Annotated in this window: 12 protein-coding genes; 2 read left to right on the forward strand and 10 right to left on the reverse strand. The window is 71.7% G+C overall.

Translation table 11 applies throughout. The annotated features are described in order from the left end of the window. Positions 1–289: 289 nt before the first annotated feature. Positions 290–1,246 (reverse strand): DUF5937 family protein, encoded by a 957-nt coding sequence (locus tag AB0N80_RS05805; RefSeq protein ID WP_315993493.1) that lies wholly within the window; start codon positions 1,244–1,246, stop codon positions 290–292. Between the two features lie 55 nt (positions 1,247–1,301). Here AB0N80_RS05805 and AB0N80_RS05810 point away from each other — a divergent pair, with 55 nt between their 5' ends. After that, positions 1,302–2,579, forward strand: a complete 1,278-nt coding sequence (locus AB0N80_RS05810; protein WP_363578077.1) for an MFS transporter — start codon at positions 1,302–1,304, stop codon at positions 2,577–2,579. Positions 2,580–2,773: 194 nt separating this feature from the next. Here AB0N80_RS05810 and AB0N80_RS05815 read toward each other — a convergent pair whose 3' ends face one another. The 5 genes from AB0N80_RS05815 to AB0N80_RS05835 form a co-directional block, all read right to left on the reverse strand. Continuing rightward, positions 2,774–3,817: an ATP-dependent DNA ligase gene (locus AB0N80_RS05815; protein WP_363578079.1), complete on the reverse strand. Its 1,044-nt coding sequence runs from the start codon at positions 3,815–3,817 to the stop codon at positions 2,774–2,776. A gap of 5 nt (positions 3,818–3,822) precedes the next feature. Then, on the reverse strand, positions 3,823–4,995 hold the full coding sequence (locus AB0N80_RS05820; protein ID WP_315993490.1) for an AI-2E family transporter: 1,173 nt from the start codon (positions 4,993–4,995) through the stop codon (positions 3,823–3,825). A gap of 138 nt (positions 4,996–5,133) precedes the next feature. Continuing rightward, positions 5,134–6,375 carry an acyl-CoA dehydrogenase family protein gene (locus AB0N80_RS05825; RefSeq protein WP_363578082.1) on the reverse strand — a complete coding sequence of 414 codons (1,242 nt, stop codon included), beginning with the start codon at positions 6,373–6,375 and terminating at the stop codon, positions 5,134–5,136. Between the two features lie 312 nt (positions 6,376–6,687). Continuing rightward, positions 6,688–7,356 (reverse strand): TetR/AcrR family transcriptional regulator, encoded by a 669-nt coding sequence (locus AB0N80_RS05830; RefSeq protein WP_363386759.1) that lies wholly within the window; start codon positions 7,354–7,356, stop codon positions 6,688–6,690. A gap of 9 nt (positions 7,357–7,365) precedes the next feature. After that, positions 7,366–7,512, reverse strand: coding sequence for a hypothetical protein (locus AB0N80_RS05835; RefSeq protein ID WP_363578084.1), 147 nt, complete (start codon positions 7,510–7,512; stop codon positions 7,366–7,368). 115 nt (positions 7,513–7,627) lie between these two features. Between AB0N80_RS05835 and AB0N80_RS05840 the strand changes: the two genes are divergently transcribed. Beyond that, complete coding sequence (locus AB0N80_RS05840) at positions 7,628–9,109, forward strand: FAD-dependent oxidoreductase (protein WP_363578086.1); 1,482 nt, start codon at positions 7,628–7,630, stop codon at positions 9,107–9,109. Between the two features lie 84 nt (positions 9,110–9,193). Here AB0N80_RS05840 and AB0N80_RS05845 read toward each other — a convergent pair whose 3' ends face one another. The 4 genes from AB0N80_RS05845 to AB0N80_RS05860 form a co-directional block, all read right to left on the reverse strand. Then, a complete protein-coding gene (locus AB0N80_RS05845) occupies positions 9,194–9,826 on the reverse strand; it encodes a LysE family translocator (RefSeq protein WP_363578088.1) in 633 nt (210 codons plus the stop codon). A gap of 148 nt (positions 9,827–9,974) precedes the next feature. Next, positions 9,975–11,498, reverse strand: coding sequence for an FAD-dependent oxidoreductase (locus tag AB0N80_RS05850; RefSeq protein ID WP_363578090.1), 1,524 nt, complete (start codon positions 11,496–11,498; stop codon positions 9,975–9,977). Further along, on the reverse strand, positions 11,491–13,629 hold the full coding sequence (locus AB0N80_RS05855) for a molybdopterin oxidoreductase family protein (protein WP_363578092.1): 2,139 nt from the start codon (positions 13,627–13,629) through the stop codon (positions 11,491–11,493). Before AB0N80_RS05855 ends, AB0N80_RS05850 begins: the two co-directional genes overlap by 8 nt. Before the next feature lie 4 nt (positions 13,630–13,633). Continuing rightward, entirely contained in the window at positions 13,634–15,034 is a 1,401-nt protein-coding gene (locus AB0N80_RS05860; RefSeq protein ID WP_363578094.1) for an MFS transporter, read from the reverse strand. Between the last annotated feature and the right edge of the window lie 490 nt (positions 15,035–15,524).

Here is a 15,524-nt window from a genome sequence, read left to right on the forward strand (position 1 = left end):
CGAGGGCGGAGAACAGGAGATCGTTCCGGGACAGGACGGCGAGAGAGATCGGCGTCCGGTTCTCGACTGATCGCCTGTTCACGCGAGTGCCGACCCGTGGCGCGGATGCCGATGGCGGCGCGACCGCGCGGCCGCCGCGTCGCCGCGCGCCTCCCGTCACCGGGCACCGAATCGCACGCCGCGCGTGCCTCCGGTCATCGTGCGTCGCCCGGCACGGAAGCGCTCCGCGCGGGTGCGGTCGACCATCGGCATGACCGGCACCGAAGCCGCTGCCGCCGTCGCCCGCGCCTCAGACGCCGGCCGCCAGCGCGTCGCCCGCTGCGCTGCGGTAGTACAGCACCGCCCGGCCGTACCGGGCGCGGTTGAGCAGCCCGGCGCGTTCCATCACGCGCAGGTGCTGGTTGACCGCGGAGGTCGAGACACCGAGCCCCAGGGCGAGATCGGTCGAGGATGCCGGCTCACCCAGCGCTGCGAGAAGGGTCGAGCGGGTGCGTCCGAGCAGGTCGGACACGGCGTCGGGTTCAGGCTGCGTGCTGCGCGACCACATCGCGCCTTGCCCGCGCGCCGGATACATGACCGTCGGTGGGAGATCGTCGTCGATGGGGGTCGAGACGCGGACGGTGAACATCGACGGCACGAGGGTGAGGCCGTCGCCGAGCACGGGCCGACGGCGCATGTCGGGGTTCCACAGCCGCACGTCGAGGTGGCGGCCGTCGTAGCGGGCGGCATCTGAGAGTCCGTTGAGCACGGCGCCCAGACCCGACTGCGCGGCGATCCGCCCGCGATAGGCGATGTCGGCCCGCAGGACGGCGCTCATGCGCGGCCAGTGCGGGGCGAAGCAGAGGTCCCACGCGGTGGCGAGAGCGCGTTGCAGACGAGCGACGACCAGGTCGTGCCGCCCGCGGAACACCGGCGGGACCTCGCCATGGAGGCGCTCGAGGTCGGCGACGAAGCGCGCCCGGGGGATGCGTCCGAGCGCGACCAGCTCGTCGTCGAGCGAGGTCAGCGGCGACGACGGGCGGGGGTTCACGAAGTCCGCCGTCCATTTGCGGTCGTTGACGAGCCCGAGGAGCACCTCGAGGTCGAGCAGGGGGCGCACCGACGCGATGCGCTCCAGCCACGGCTGCTGAAGGGGGAAGCCGTCGGGTTGGGAGAGGGCGCGCAGCCCCAGCCCGAGCTCCGACAGCGGTGAGACGCCGAACCGGATCGCCGAGATATCGGCGGCGTCCAACTCGTACCGGATCATGAAGCCTCACGCTACATCGATTGAGGCCGCCGGCGACGCCTGCCTCAATGAGATGGTGACCAGCACGATCCCGACCGTCCCGCTGAGAACCCTCGTGCAGACGGATCGCACACTGCGCCGCCTGCTCACCGTCACCCTCGTCGACACGCTCGGCCGCGGCGCGTTCTTCACGCTGACGACGCTGTACCTGACCCTCATCGTGGGGCTCGAGCCCGTCGCGGTCGGTATCGGCCTCACGATCGCCGGGGCGGTGGGCGTCGCGAGCTCACTGACCTTCGGTCACCTCTCCGACCGCGTCAGCGCGCGGAAGATGCTCATCGTCCTGCACGTCGTGCAGGGGGCGGCGCTCATCGGCTACCTCTTCGTCCGCGATCTTCCGACGCTCGTGATCGTCGCCTCGCTCGTGCTGCTCGCGCAGCAGGGAGGGGGGAGCGTGCGCTCCTCCGTCGTCGGGCGGGCGTTCCGCGGTGAGGACCGGGTGCGCATCCGCGCGACGATGCGCACCGTCACGAACGTCGGCATCGGAGTCGGCACCGCGGTCGCAGCCGTCCCCCTCGCGCTCGGTACGCCGTTCGCGTTCCACCTCACGATGACGATCGCGGGCTCGCTCTTCCTGCTCTCCGCCGTGCTCGTCGCCGGTCTCGACCCGCGGCGCGTCGACGTCCGGCGGGAGGACCCGGATGCCGAGACCCCGGCCTCCGCGCCGGTCGCCGCCGTGCGGAGCCCCTACCGCGACCCGCGCTTCCTGTGGCTGACCGCACTCATGGGGGTGTTCGGCATCCAGTTCGGGGTGTTCGAGATCGGCGTGCCCCTGTGGGTCGTCGCGCACACGATCGCCGCCGACGTCGTGGTCAGTCCGCTGCTTCTGGTCAACACGGTGGTCGTGGTGCTGCTGCAGGTGCGGATGAGTCGCGGGACCGGGACGTTCTCGGGAGCCGGGCGGGCGATGATCCGCGCCGGGTGGCTCATGGTCGCCGCGTGCGCCCTGTGGGCCGGGGCGGGATGGATCGGCGGTGAGGGATGGGGGCCCGCGACGGCGGTGATCGTCGTGCTGCTCGCCGCGGCCGTCGCCCACTCGCTCGCCGAGATCACCTCGAGCGCCGCGGGGTGGAGTTTGAGCTTCGACCTCGCGCCTCAGGAGCGCATGGGGAGCTACCTGGGCGTCTACGGCACGGGCTATGCGGTCGGGGCGATGATCGCCCCCGCCGTCGTGACGATGACGGCGATCGACCTCGGTACCGCCGGGTGGGCGATCCTCGCGGCGATGTTCGCTGCCGCCGCAGCCGGTGTCGTGCTGATCGCCCGGCAGGCGGATGCCGTGGAGGTGCGCTGAGCGGCCTCCGGCGTCGCGAGGACAGGGGATACCTCGAGAACAGGACGCGGGCGACCTGATCGTCCTGTTCTCGCAGCATCCCCTGTTCTGGTGGCGGGGCGGTGCGCAGGAACGAGCGGCGCGCGACCGGCCGGGCCCGAGGTGCCGCTCGTGCATGACGGAGCGGCCCGCACCGCGCCCGGGCTCGCTGCGAGTCAGTCCAGAACGTCGCCCAGGTCGTACGAGCTCACGGTGTCGAGCTGCGCGAAGGTGCACGAGCCGGCGTCGCGGTCGGGGCGCCACCGATCGAACTGCACCGTGTGCCGGAAGCGCATGCCCTCGAGCTGGTCGTAGCGCACCTCGAGAACGCGCTCGGGACGCAGCCGCACGAACGACACGTCTTTGGACGCCGAGAAGCGCGAGCGGTCGGTCTCGCCGGTGACGGCGGCGCCCTCGTCGTCGCGCTCGACGTACGGCTCGAGCTCGTCGATCAGCTCGCGGCGGCGCTTGTCGGTGAAAGCCGACGCACCCCCGACGCCGTGAAGTCGACCGTCGTCGTCGTAGAGCCCCAGCAGCAGGGAGCCGACGCCCTCGCCGGACTTGTGGATGCGGTAGCCGATCAGCACGACGTCGGCCGTGCGCGCGTGCTTGATCTTGAACATCGTGCGCTTGTTCGGCGCGTAGGGCTGCGCGAGAGGCTTGGCGATCACACCGTCGAGACCGGCGCCCTCGAACTCGGCCAGCCACCGGCGCGCGAGGTCGGGATCGTCGGTGGTGCGGGTGACGTGCACCGGGTGCGGCACGCCACCGAGCAGATCGACGAGCTGCCTTCGGCGCTCGGAGAACGGCTCGTTCTGCAGGTCGCGCTCGCCGCGGGCGAGGAGGTCGAACGCGATGAACATCGCCGGGGTCTCCTCGGCGAGCAGGTTCACCCGGGATGCCGCGGGGTGGATGCGCTGCGAGAGGGATTCCCAATCCAGCCGTTGGGTGCCCGGTTCGCCGCGCGCCACCACGACCTCACCGTCGATGAGGCACGGCTCGGGGAGCAGTCGCGCGAACGCCTCCACCAGTTCCGGGAAGTACCGGGTGAGAGGCTTCGCGCCCCGGCTGCCGATCTCGACGTCGGTACCGTCCCACGAGATCAGCGCACGGAACCCGTCCCACTTCGGTTCGTAGCTGAAGCCCCCGTCGACCTTGGCGTGGTCGGGAACCTCGGGCACCGACTTCGCCAGCATCGGTGCGGGGATGTCGTAGGACACGGTCGTCAGCTCTCGTCGCCCGCGAGCGGCACAGGGTCTTTGCGCTTCTTGCGGCGGGCCCACTCGGCCGGCTTGTCGGAGCCGTTCCAGACGGTGATGATGCCCCAGACGACGGCCGTGAGGGGCACGGCCAGCAGGGTGCCCAGGATGCCGCCGATCGCGGTCCCGCCGGCGAGCACGACCAGCACGACGAACGAGTGCAGCTTCATCGACCGGCCCATGAGGACGGGCTGGAGGAAGTTGCCCTCGAGCTGGTTGACCACGACCACGATGCCGACGACCACCAGGGCGATCACCCACCCGTTGGTGACGAGAGCGACGAGCGCGGCCAGGATGCCGGCCGTCACGGCGCCGACGATCGGGATGAACGCGAGCAGGAAGACGAGCACGGCCAGCGGGAGCGCCAGCGGCACACCCAGGACGGCCAGGCCGATGCCGATCCCGATGGCGTCGACGGCGGCGACCGACGCCGTCCCGCGCACGTACGAGCCGAGGACGGTGACCGTCTTGTCGCCGATGCGACGCGCGCGCTCGTAGTCGCTGCCGTGGAACGGGCGGAGGACGAACTCCCACATGCGCGGGCCGTCCTTGAGGAAGAAGAACAGGATGACGACCATGAGCACGAAGCCCGTGACGAACGAGGCCACGGCGCTGACCCCCGCGAGGGCGCCGGTGCCGAACTGCGCGCTCGTGACGAAGTCGCCGATCGCCTGGACGGCCTGGTCGACCTGATCGGGCGAGATGGCGAACGGCAGGGTGTGGTACCAGTCCTGGGCTTTCTGGAATCCTTCGACGGCCTGCGAGCTCAGGGTGTCCCACTGGTTGATCACGGCGTTGACGACGAGCCACCCGAGGGCCGCGAGTACGACGACGACCGCGAGCAGCGTGAGCAGGGTCGCGAGGACCGCCGGGACGCCCTTGCGTCGCATCCACATCGTGACCGGCCCGAACGCCGACGCGAAGATGAGCGCGAGGATCAGGGGGATGATGACGAGCGTCACCTGACGGATGCCCCAGATGACCCCCGCGACCAGCACGACGACGATGATGATCTGCACCGCGCGTACGGCGAGACGCCCGAACCCATCGGCCCACAGGCTCTTCGGCGGCGTCTGCACGGTCTCGGCGACGGCTTCGACCGCGCGACGCGGCGCGGGATGGCGAGAGAAGAGGCCCATGCGACGACGTTAGCGGGAGGTCCCGACATCGTCCGCGCGGCTTGCGCGGGTGGGGACCGGCGGATAGGGCGGCGATCCGTGAGACCCCGGCGCGGACGACCGAGAGCGATCGCGGCGCCGGGGTCTCGGCATCCGGGGTCAGACGAAGGCGCTCATGCCCGTGATGTCGCGGCCGAGAAGGAGGGCCTGCACGCTCTCCGTGCCCTCGTAGGTGTGGATCGCCTCGATGTCCGACATGTGCTGCATCACGCCGTTCTCGAGCAGGATGCCGTTGCCGCCCAGCAGGTCGCGCGCGATCGACGCCACCCGGCGGGCCGCGCGCGTGTTGTGGTACTTGGCGAGGGAGGCCTGGGTGGGTCGAAGGCCGCCGGAGGTCTCGAGGTCGGCGAGGCGCCGGCAGTACAGCTGCATCGCGGTGAGTTCGTCGAGCATCTGCGCGAGGCGCTCCTGGACCATCTGGAACTTCGCGAGGGGCTTGCCGAACTGCATGCGCTCTGTGGCATACGTCCGCGCGATCTCGTAGCAGGCTGTCGCGTGGCCCAGGGCCGACCACGCGACGCCCGAGCGGGTGGCGAACAGCACGACCGACGCGTCCTTGAACGTGCGGGTGCCCGGGAGCACGGCATCCGCGGGGAGACGCACGTCGTCCATCGCGATGTGGGCCTGATGGATGCCGCGCAGCGACACCTTCCCGGTGATGACGGTGCCCGTGTAGCCCGGGGTGTCCTGCTCGACGAGGAAGCAGCGCACGTTGCCGTGGTCGTCGCCGCCCTCGTCGTCGACGCGGGCCCAGACGAAGGTGATGCCGCCGGAGGCGCCGTTGCCGATCCACTTCTTCGTGCCGCTCAGCGACCAGCCGTCGGGGGTGCGGGTCGCGGTGGTCTCGAGCGAGACGGAATCCGAGCCGTGGTCGGGCTCCGTGAGCGCGAAGGCGCCGAGGACGGTGCCGGCGGCGAGGGGGGTGAGCCAGCGCTTCTGCTGCTCAGGCGATCCGTAGAACGCCAGCGTGCGCAGCGCGAGGCCGCCCTGCACGGCGAGGGCCGTGGCGAGCGACCCGTCGTGGCGCGAGATCTCCATGTTGACCAGTCCCGCGGCCAGGGGAGAGGTGCGCGGAAGGTCGGGGTGCTCGATGCCGTCGGTGAACAACTCGAGCTCGCCCATGCGCCGCACGAGGTCGATCGGGTAGGTGGCGGCATCCCACTCGCCCTGCATGCGTTCGCCGACCTCGTCGGCGAAGGTCTTCGCGGCATTCCACGCGGCGCGGTCGGCGTCGGGGATGTCGGCGAAGACGGCGTAGTAGTCGGTGTCGCGGCGGCCCAGCAGGTCGTAGTGGGCGACGCGCTCTCCGGGGAGGGCGCGGGCATCGGCGTCGATGGTCATGGTTCCCAGTATCGCTCATGCTGATACTCGGTGTCACGCCGTGGGGGTTTCTCACGGCAACCCCTCGCACTCGCCCCGCGTGCGCGCCGACGCGCTCCTCGAGTGTCCAGGACACGCCGCATGGCGCCGCCGCGAACGGCGTGTTCTGGACACTCAACAGGGGGGATGCCGGGGGCAGCGGCGGTTCGGGAAGAGCGACGAGTGTCCAGGACACGCCGGGTAGCGCCCCTGCGAACGGCGTGTCTTGGACACTCGACAAGGGAGGAACCCGCGGCTCGGGCAGTGCCGCGCCGCGGCGCGGGAGGCCTTGGGTCAGTCGCCGAGCGAGGCGCGCAGGCGGCGCGTCACCTCGGCGGCGGGCATGCGGCGCGGGAACGCTGCCACGATGAGGTCGTCGCCCGACGCGTCGTCGCCGTCGGCGTGTACGCCGTAGCGACGCAGCACGTCGTCGAGTGCGCGACGCAGAACGGATGCCGGCACCCGGGCGCCCCGCATGAGCCGGCGCAGCACGTGGTTGTGCACCGCCGTGACCAGGGCCGCGAAGCCGACGGCATCCAGGGGGTCGAGGCCGGGGAGGGCCTCGCGGAGGTATTCGTCGAAGAGGCGTTCGTAGCGGAACACCGTGACGATCTCGCGGTCGCGCAGATCGGGGATCTCCCGCACGATCACATAGCGACGGCGGGCGAGCTCGGGGTCGGCCGCGAAGTGGCGGAACACCCGCACCGACGCCTCGCACACCGCGGCCCACGGGTCGTCGTGCGGCTGCGACAGATAGGCGCGCGTCTCGGCGAGCAGCACCTCGTGGTCGGCGAAGACGACGTCTTCCTTCCCGCCGAATTGCCGGAAGAACGTCGAGCGCGACACCCCCGCGGCCTGCGCGATCTGCTCGACCGAGGTCTGGTCGTAACCGTTCGCGACGAAGAGGTCGATGGCGGCGGCGACCACGGCCGTCCGGCTCGGCGGGGCAGGGGTCTCGCTCACGTCATGAGCCTAGGCGTCGGATGGGGGAGAATCGCGCGATTCCCGGCCGCGGGCGGTGAGCTCGTCGCGGACGGCCTTTCGGACGACACCGTAGACCGCGGAGAGGGCGACGGCGGCCATGACCACGACGAAGACGAGCGAGGTGAGCGGGTCCATCCGTCCACGCTGTCACGCCGGCGTTGTCGGCGCATCCTCCACCTGCGGCTAACCGAAACCGCCGCCGGGGGCAAGTGGATGCCGAGACCTCGGCCCCCGCGATGGGATGGACCGCATGACCTCCCCCCTGTGGCTCCGTGATCAGACGCCCGTCGAGGGCACGCCGTCCGAGTCCGGCGCACGGCACGACGTGGTGATCGTCGGCGCGGGCCTCACCGGCCTGTCCACCGCCGTCATGCTCGCCGAGGCCGGCCTCGACGTCGCGCTGGTCGATGCGGGCGGGGTGGGGCAGGGGGCCACCGGCGCCTCCGTCGGCATGGCATCCCTGCTGCAGGGGACGACCCTCGCGTCGCTGCGGAGGCACCACCCGGCGAGCCTGGTGCGCGCCTACGTCGACGCGAACCGCGCGGGCCTGGAGTGGCTCGCCGACCGCGCCGGCGGTGCCGCCGACCGTCGCACCGCTTTCACCTTCGGGCGGGGGATCGCCGCCGACGCCGCCCTCGACGCCGTGCGCGACGCGGCCCGCGACGCCGGTCTCACACTGCGCGATGACGCCCCCGCCGACCTCGGCGGCCGCACTCCCGTGCGCGCCCTCGCCCTCGACGATCAGCTGGCCCTCGACCCCGCGCTGCTCGCGCGGACGCTCGCCCGCACCGCGGTGGAGGCCGGAGCGACCCTGCACACCGGCGTGCGCGTGACCGACGTGCATGCCCTTCCCACCGGCCGCGTCGAGACCGACCGCGGCCCGCTTCTCGGCGACACGGTCGTCCTCGCGACCGGCACGCCCATCACCCGCCGCGGCCTCTACGACCTGAAGACCCGGGCCCTGCGCTCGTGGGCGATCGCCTTCGAGCTCGAGGGGGATGCCGAGGCCCCCGGCGGCATGTGGAGCGAGGTGGGCGTCGACGGGCGCAGCGTCGTGGCGGCCCCGTCGTCGTTCGGGCGTTCCGCGCTCATCGTCACCGGGGCGCGGCATGCGGTCGGGTCGGCATCGTCGGAGGTCGCGCTCGCCGAGGGGCTCGCCGCGTGGGCACGCCGGACGCTCCCCGTCGGCGCGGAGATCGCCCGCTGGTCGGGGCAGGACTACCAGTCGCACAACCTCGTGCCGTTCGTGGGCGGGATGCCACGCGGTCTCGGCCGCCTGCGTTTCGCCACGGGATACGCCGGGTGGGGCATGACCAACGCCCCGGCGGCGGCGATGCGCCTGACCGCGGAGATCCGCGGCGTCTCGCGCAGTGAACGACCCGAGTGGATGCGGACGATCGGCACGCGCCTGACCGTGCCCGCCGATCTCGGTCGAGGGATCGGCGAGGCCGCGCGGCGTGCCCGGGTGGCCGCGATGGCGCTCGCCGAGGCGGTTCCCGCGCCGACGAAGAGACCCGCGGAGGGCGCCGGACTCGTGGCCCGCCAGGGACTGCGTACGGCCGCCGTCTCCACGATCGACGGACGCACGCGCGCGGTCACCGCGCCGGCGCCGCTGACGTGGAACGACGCCGAGCGCACGTGGGACAGCCCCATCGACGGCTCGCGCTACGCGCCCGACGGCACGCGGGTCGAGGGCGCGGCATCCGCGGATCTGGGAGCCTCCGTGCGGTGAGGACAGTGTGTCCTGCCATCGCCATGTGCGGGCGTCGCGGGCGGACCTTCCGGGGCTTCGGCTCGCGGACGGACGTCCCGTCGCTCAGCTCTTCGCGCCGGTGAGAGCGAGCGCGCCGCCGAGGCCGATCATCATGACGCCGCCGGTCGCCGACAGCGTCGAGATGCGCTTCGGCGACCGCGCGAACCATGCGCGCGCCGTGCCGGCGGCGACGGCCCACGCGCTGTCGCAGGTGAGGGCGAGAACCTGGAAGATCAGGCCCAGGAGCAGCAACTGCAGCCACACGGCACCCGCGTGAGGATCGACGAACTGGGGCAGCACGGCGACGAAGAACGCGATCGTCTTGGGGTTCGTCATCCCCACGATGAAGCCCTGGCGCAGCAGGGTCCATGACGAGGCGGGTGCGGCGGAAGCGCCGGCGACGTGCGCGTGGCGGTGACGGATGGCCTGGATCCCCAGCCACACGAGGTAGATCGCGCCCACGATCTTCAGCACCGTGAAGGCGACGATCGAGGATGCCACGATGGCACCGACCCCGAAGGCGACGGCGAGCACCGCGGGGACCGTGCCGAGGGCGTTGCCCACGACGCTGAGCACTCCGGCGCGGCGGCCCAGCGCGATGGAGCGACCGATGACGAAGAGCACGCTCGGACCCGGGATGACGATGATGACGACCGACGCGGCCACGAAGGCGACGAGGTTCTCGATCGGAGGCACGCGTGCAGCGTACTGCCCGTGCGCATAGCGGACGTTTCCTCCTCGTGCCCGCGCCCGCGAAGCACGCGTGAGGGGTCAAGAACTGTCGCTTGCGCAGCGGCCAGGCGACAAATTCTGACCCCTCACGAGCAGTGCAGGCCTGCGCGCGCTAGGCGGGTACGGCCTCGCGCGCGAGCAACTCGGTGATCCGACCCACGCAGCCGCCGCAGCCGGTGCCGGCGCGGGTGGCGGCCTTGACGCAGGCGACCGTCGGCTCGCCGGTCGCCACGGCGTCGCGGATGGCGCCCGCGCTCACGCCGTTGCACCAGCACACCGTGGCGTCGGCGGCGAAGGGGTCGGCGACCACGGCCATACCGGCGTCGGGCGCGTCGAGCCGCAGGAGCGACGACCGATCGGCGGGCAGCTCCGAGCCCCGCTCGAACAGCAGGGCGAGTTCGGCGCCGGTGCGCGGCATGCCGACCGCGACGAAGCCGGTGAGGACACCGTCGACGGTGACGAGTTTGACGTACGCACCGCGCGCGGGGTCGGCCCAGATCGTGACCTGCGGGCCATGGCATCCGGGAGCGTGCGCGAAGGGGTCGGCGTCGACGGCGCCGCCGGCGACCACGTCGATGCCCTCGGCCTTGAGCATGACGACGCCCGGGCGCTCGGCCGGTGCGGGGGCCGAGGCTCCGGACGAGAGCAGCGTCGCGAGGCGGTCGGCCTGGCGCCAGCCGGGGCCGATCAGTCCGCTCGGCCCGCCGGGGACGCGTCCGTCGGGCGCCGCGTCGGCGGGGTCAGCGACGTGCGCGCAGTCGCCGACGGCGAAGACGTTCTCGTCGGTCCAGGAGCGCGAGGAGCCGTCGACGAGCACACCCGCCGACACCGCGAGTCCGGCCCTCGCGGCGATCTCGGTGCGCGCACCCACCCCGCACGACAGCACGAGCAGGTCGCCCGCGAGCACGCGCCCGTCGGCGCAGACCAGGCCGTCGAACCACGCCTGCCCGTGGTCGTCGTAGCGGTGCACGATGCTCTCGGCTCGCGCGTGGTGCCTCATCTCGACCCCCGCGGCCACCGCGGCGGCGGCGAGGACGCGCCCGCTGTTCTCGTCGAGCGTGCGGTTCATCGGCGCGGCGGAGTGGTACGCCACCGTCACTTCGGCGCCCGCCTCGGCCGCGGCGAGGGCGAGCTCCATGCCGAGCACCCCCGCGCCGAGCACGACGATCCGCCTCCCGGCCGAGACCGCAGCACGCACCACCTCGGCGTCGGCGAGGTCGCGCAACGCCACGACGCCGCGCGGAAGGTCGCCGTCGAGGGCCGCGGAGCGTCGCACCCCGGCGAGCGTGGGCACGTTCGCGCGGGCGCCCGTCGCCAGCACGAGTCGGTCGTAGGGCAGACGGATGCCGTCTTCCAGCCGCACCGAGCGGAGCGTGCGGTCGACACCGGCCACCGCGACCCCGAGGAGGAACCGCGCTCCCGCCTCTTCAGCGACGCGGCGGTCGCCGAGGTCGAGCCCGGCGCGATCCATGCGTCCGACGGCATATTCGGCGATCAAGACGCGGTTGTACGCGTCGTGGGGCTCGGCGCCGACGACCGTCAGGTCGATGCGCCCCTCGCGCACGGCGGGCAGCAGACCCTCGACGAGCCGCGCTCCGACGGGGCCGTAGCCGACCAGCACCACGCGTTCAGGCATGGGTTCCCTCCTTGGTGCGAACAGGGTCCGGATGCGCCGAGACCACCACGGACCCCCGCGGGAACGCGGGCACGGGCACAGCGGCCTCCGGAGCCACGCGCACCCGCGTGCGCTTGAACTCCGGCATGGCTGAAATCGGGTCGACGAGCGCCTCGGTCAGCCGGTTGGCGCACTCCTCGCCCGCGTAGTGGAACGGCAGGAAGACGGTGTCGTGGCGGATGTCCGTCGTCACGGTGGCGCGCGCCCGCACGGTGCCGCGCTCGTTCGACACGGCGACGAGGGCATTCTCGCGGATGCCGAGCCGCGAGGCCGTCGCGGGATGGATCTCGAGCCGCGCCTCGGGGCGGGCTCCGTTCAGCTCGGCGACGCGGCGGGTCTGCGCGCCCGACTGGTACTGCTGCAGGTAGCGGCCCGTGACGAGGGTCAGCTCCTCGCCGCGGTCGGTGGGCGCCGGGGGAGTGGCATCCACCGCCACGAGACGCGCGCGGCCGTCGGCGTGAGCGAAGCGCCGGGTGAACGGACGCGGGGTGCCCTCGGCGCGGTACGGCCAATACGCCTCGACGCCGGTGTCAAGCAGCGCGTGCGAGAGGCCCGAGTAGTCGGCGATGCCGCCCTCTGAGGCTCGGGCGAGCTCGTCGAACACCACCGAGGGCTCGGTCGACCAGGTGGATGCCGCGCCCAGACGCCGCGCGATCTCGGCCAGGATCCACAGCTCGCTGCGGGCGCCCTCGGGTCCGGGAAGCGCTCGGCGACGGCGGATCACCCGACCCTCGAGGGAGGTCATCGTGCCCTCCTCCTCGGCCCACTGCAGCACGGGCAGCACGATGTCGGCGAGCTCCGCGGTCTCGGAGAGGAAGAAGTCGAAGACGATGAGGGTGTCGAGGGCTTCCAGTCGCGCGTGAACGGCGTCGACATCGGGAGCCGACACGACAACGTTCGACCCGGCGACGAGCAACGTCTTCACCGGCCCGCCGAGTTCGGCCAGAAGAGCGGTGGCCGGGATGCCGGCATCCGGAATTTCATCGGGATCGATGCCCCACACCCCGGCGACGTGGCGGCGGGCGTCGGGGTCGCGGATGGAGCGGTAGCCGGGCAGTTGGTCGGCCTTCTGCCCGTGCTCGCGCCCGCCCTGGCCGTTGCCCTGCCCGGTGAGGGTGCCGTAGCCCGAGCCCTCGCGGCCGACGAGGCCGAGGACGAGGGCGAGGTTGATCGCGGCGGTTGCGGTGGCGGTGCCGTCGACGTGTTGTTCGACGCCGCGTCCGGTGAGGATGTACGCGCGCCCCGCCGCGAGCCGGCGAGCGGTCTCGCGGAGCTGAGCAACTGGGATGCCGGTGGTCGAGGACGTCCGCTCCGGCCACCACGCCCCGACCGATCGCCGCACCGCGTCGAACCCCGTCGTGCGCTCCTCTATATACGCGCGGTCGAGGAGGTTCTCGGTGATGACGATGTGCGTGATGCCGAGCAGCAGCGGAAGGTCGGTGCCGGGAGCGGGCTGCAGGTGGGTTCCGGCACCGTCTTCGGTGAGGCGCGCGGTGGCCGAGCGGCGCGGGTCGACGACGATCAGCCCGCCGGCTGCGCGCGCCCCGGCGAGGTGGGCGAGGAAGGGCGGCATGGTCGCGGCGACGTTCGAGCCGAGCAGCAGGATCGCCGAGGCGTCGTCGAGGTCGGTGACGGGGAAGGGCAGGCCCCGGTCCATCCCCAACGCGCGGTTGGATGCCGCTGCCGCCGACGACATGCAGAAGCGGCCGTTGTAATCGATGCGGGAGGTGCCGAGCGCGACGCGGGCGAACTTGCCGAGCTGGTAGGCCTTCTCGTTCGTGAGACCGCCGCCGCCGAAGATGGCGTTGGCGTCGGGGCCGTGCGTGGCTTTCGTGTCGCGGAACGCCGCGGCCACGGCATCCAGTGCTTCATCCCAGGTGACCTCGGCGAGGGTCCCGTCGGGGCGCCGCATCAGCGGCATCCGGAGTCGGTGGGGGGATGCCAGGAGCTCCGCCGACGTCCAGCCCTTGGCGCAGAGCCCTCCCCGGTTGGTGGGGAAGTCGCGGCCCGTGACCGTCGTGGCGCCCGCGTGGCTGACGGTCATGGCGCACTGCAACGCGCAGTAGGGGCAGTGGGTGTCGGCGGAGCTCATGGGGTCAGATCCGCGTTCCGGTCTTCTTCGACATCCGCAGGTAGACGCCCGCGGTGAGGGCGAGGAACGCGACGTACGCGAGGGCGAACCAGCCGAGGGCGGGGGTGTACGAGCCGAACGTCGTCTTCGAGAAGCCGAGCAGCTGCGGGATGAAGAAGCCGCCGTAGGCGCCGATCGCCGAGATGAGGCCGAGGGCCGCGGCGGCCTTGCGCTGCGCGCCGACGCCGCCGCCGTTGGCCTTGAGGGCGAAGATCGTCGGGATCATGCGGTACGTCGAGCCGTTGCCGATGCCCGCCGCCGCGAACAGCACGAGGAAGCACAGCAGGAAGACCGCGAAGTTCTGCATCGGCAGGGTGAGCATCACACTCAGGATGCCGAGCCCCATCACCGTGAAGGCGCCGATCGTGATGACGGTGCCGCCGAAGCGGTCGGCGAGCTTGCCGCCGTAGGGACGAGCGAGCGAGCCGACGAGGGCGCCGAGGAACGCCAGGGTGACGGTCGCGGTGCCGATGGCGATGCCCTTGAAGTCGGGGAACGTGTCGGCGAGGAGCTTCGGGAAGACGCCCGCGAAGCCGATGAACGAGCCGAACGTGCCGATGTAGAGCAGCGAGAGCACCCACATGTGCGGCTCTTTGAGAGCGGCGAGGGATGCCGTGATGTCGGCCTTCGCGGCGGAGAGATTGTCCATGCGGAGGTACGCGCCGACCATCGCGACGAGGATCAGCGGCACCCAGATGAGGCCCGCGAGCGGCAGGTTGAGGGTCGCCGCGGCGCCGACGGTGATGACGATGGGGACGACGAACTGCGCGACCGAGGCGCCGAGGTTGCCGCCGGCGGCGTTGAGTCCGAGGGCGTATCCCTTCTGCGCGGCGGGGTAGAAGAACGTGATGTTCGACATGGAGCTGGCGAAGTTGCCGCCGCCGAAGCCGGCGAACGCGGCGATCAGGAGCAGGAGGCCGAAGGGCGTCGCGGGGTTCGACACCGCGATGGCGAGCCCGATGCTCGGGATGAGCAGAAGAGCGGCGGAGACGATGGTCCAGTTGCGGCCGCCGAAGCGCGGAACCATGAACGTGTAGGGGATGCGCAGCGTCGCGCCGACGAGGCTCGGCATGGAGATGAGCCAGAAGATCTCACCCGTCGAGAGCTGGAAGCCCGCCGCAGGCAGCGAGACGACGACGACCGACCACAGCTGCCACACGACGAAGCCGAGGAACTCGGCGAAGATCGACCACCGCAGGTTGCGGGAGGCGATGGCCTTGCCCTCCTTCGCCCACTGGGTGGCGTTCTCGGGGTTCCAGTTGTCGATCCAGCGGCCGGGGCGGTGTTGCAGTTCGGCGCTCTCGGCCTCGGGCGTTGCGGCCGCGGGCGGCGTGGCGGTTTCGGGGCGCGGGTCGGTGACGGTCACGGGGTCCTCCGGTGGGCGATGCGGGGGAGGTGCAGCGCCTCGCATGGGCGGGGCGTGCCGTCAGCGTAGGGAGGAGGGGTTTCCCAGGAGGGCGTTAGCGGGGGCGGGGAGGTAACGCTTGGCTCACCCGCGGTGGGGAAGGGGGAGAGGGGGAGTTTACGTGGGCGTTACATGCGAGCGGTCATCCGGTAGGAGAGGCGTAAGGGCTCTTGTGCGGTGTCAGAGCGCGCCTTTGGTCACCGACGCCCGCCAATAAGTCCCGGCGAAGGACCTCAGAAACCAGGTTGTCTCTAGATCCAGTGGTTCAAATCTAGGAAGAGCAGTTTCGGCGGGCGCGCGGGCTGAAGAAGCGCAGGGGGCATACCAAGTCCGGCAGAGCGTATTCGGCCTCTGCCTTAGGGCGTGGACTTGTGCTCACTGAGCTTCTCCCTCACAGAATGCCGGTTCTCCGGTGTGTCTATGATCGTGGTGACCTCCGGGAACGCTTCGC

This window comes from Microbacterium sp. NPDC089188, from assembly GCF_040685155.1.
GTDB classification, from domain to species: domain Bacteria; phylum Actinomycetota; class Actinomycetes; order Actinomycetales; family Microbacteriaceae; genus Microbacterium; species Microbacterium galbum.

Bases quoted from the DNA above. Each gene is read 5' to 3' on its own strand.
- AB0N80_RS05805 (WP_315993493.1), bottom strand. From the start codon at position 1,246: ATGATCCGGTACGAGTTGGACGCCGCCGATATCTCGGCGATCCGGTTC.
- AB0N80_RS05820 (WP_315993490.1), bottom strand. From the start codon at position 4,995: ATGGGCCTCTTCTCTCGCCATCCCGCGCCGCGTCGCGCGGTCGAAGCC.
- AB0N80_RS05825 (WP_363578082.1), bottom strand. From the start codon at position 6,375: ATGACCATCGACGCCGATGCCCGCGCCCTCCCCGGAGAGCGCGTCGCC.
- AB0N80_RS05835 (WP_363578084.1), bottom strand. From the start codon at position 7,512: ATGGACCCGCTCACCTCGCTCGTCTTCGTCGTGGTCATGGCCGCCGTC.
- AB0N80_RS05840 (WP_363578086.1), top strand. From the start codon at position 7,628: ATGACCTCCCCCCTGTGGCTCCGTGATCAGACGCCCGTCGAGGGCACG.
- AB0N80_RS05850 (WP_363578090.1), bottom strand. From the start codon at position 11,498: ATGCCTGAACGCGTGGTGCTGGTCGGCTACGGCCCCGTCGGAGCGCGG.
- AB0N80_RS05855 (WP_363578092.1), bottom strand. From the start codon at position 13,629: ATGAGCTCCGCCGACACCCACTGCCCCTACTGCGCGTTGCAGTGCGCC.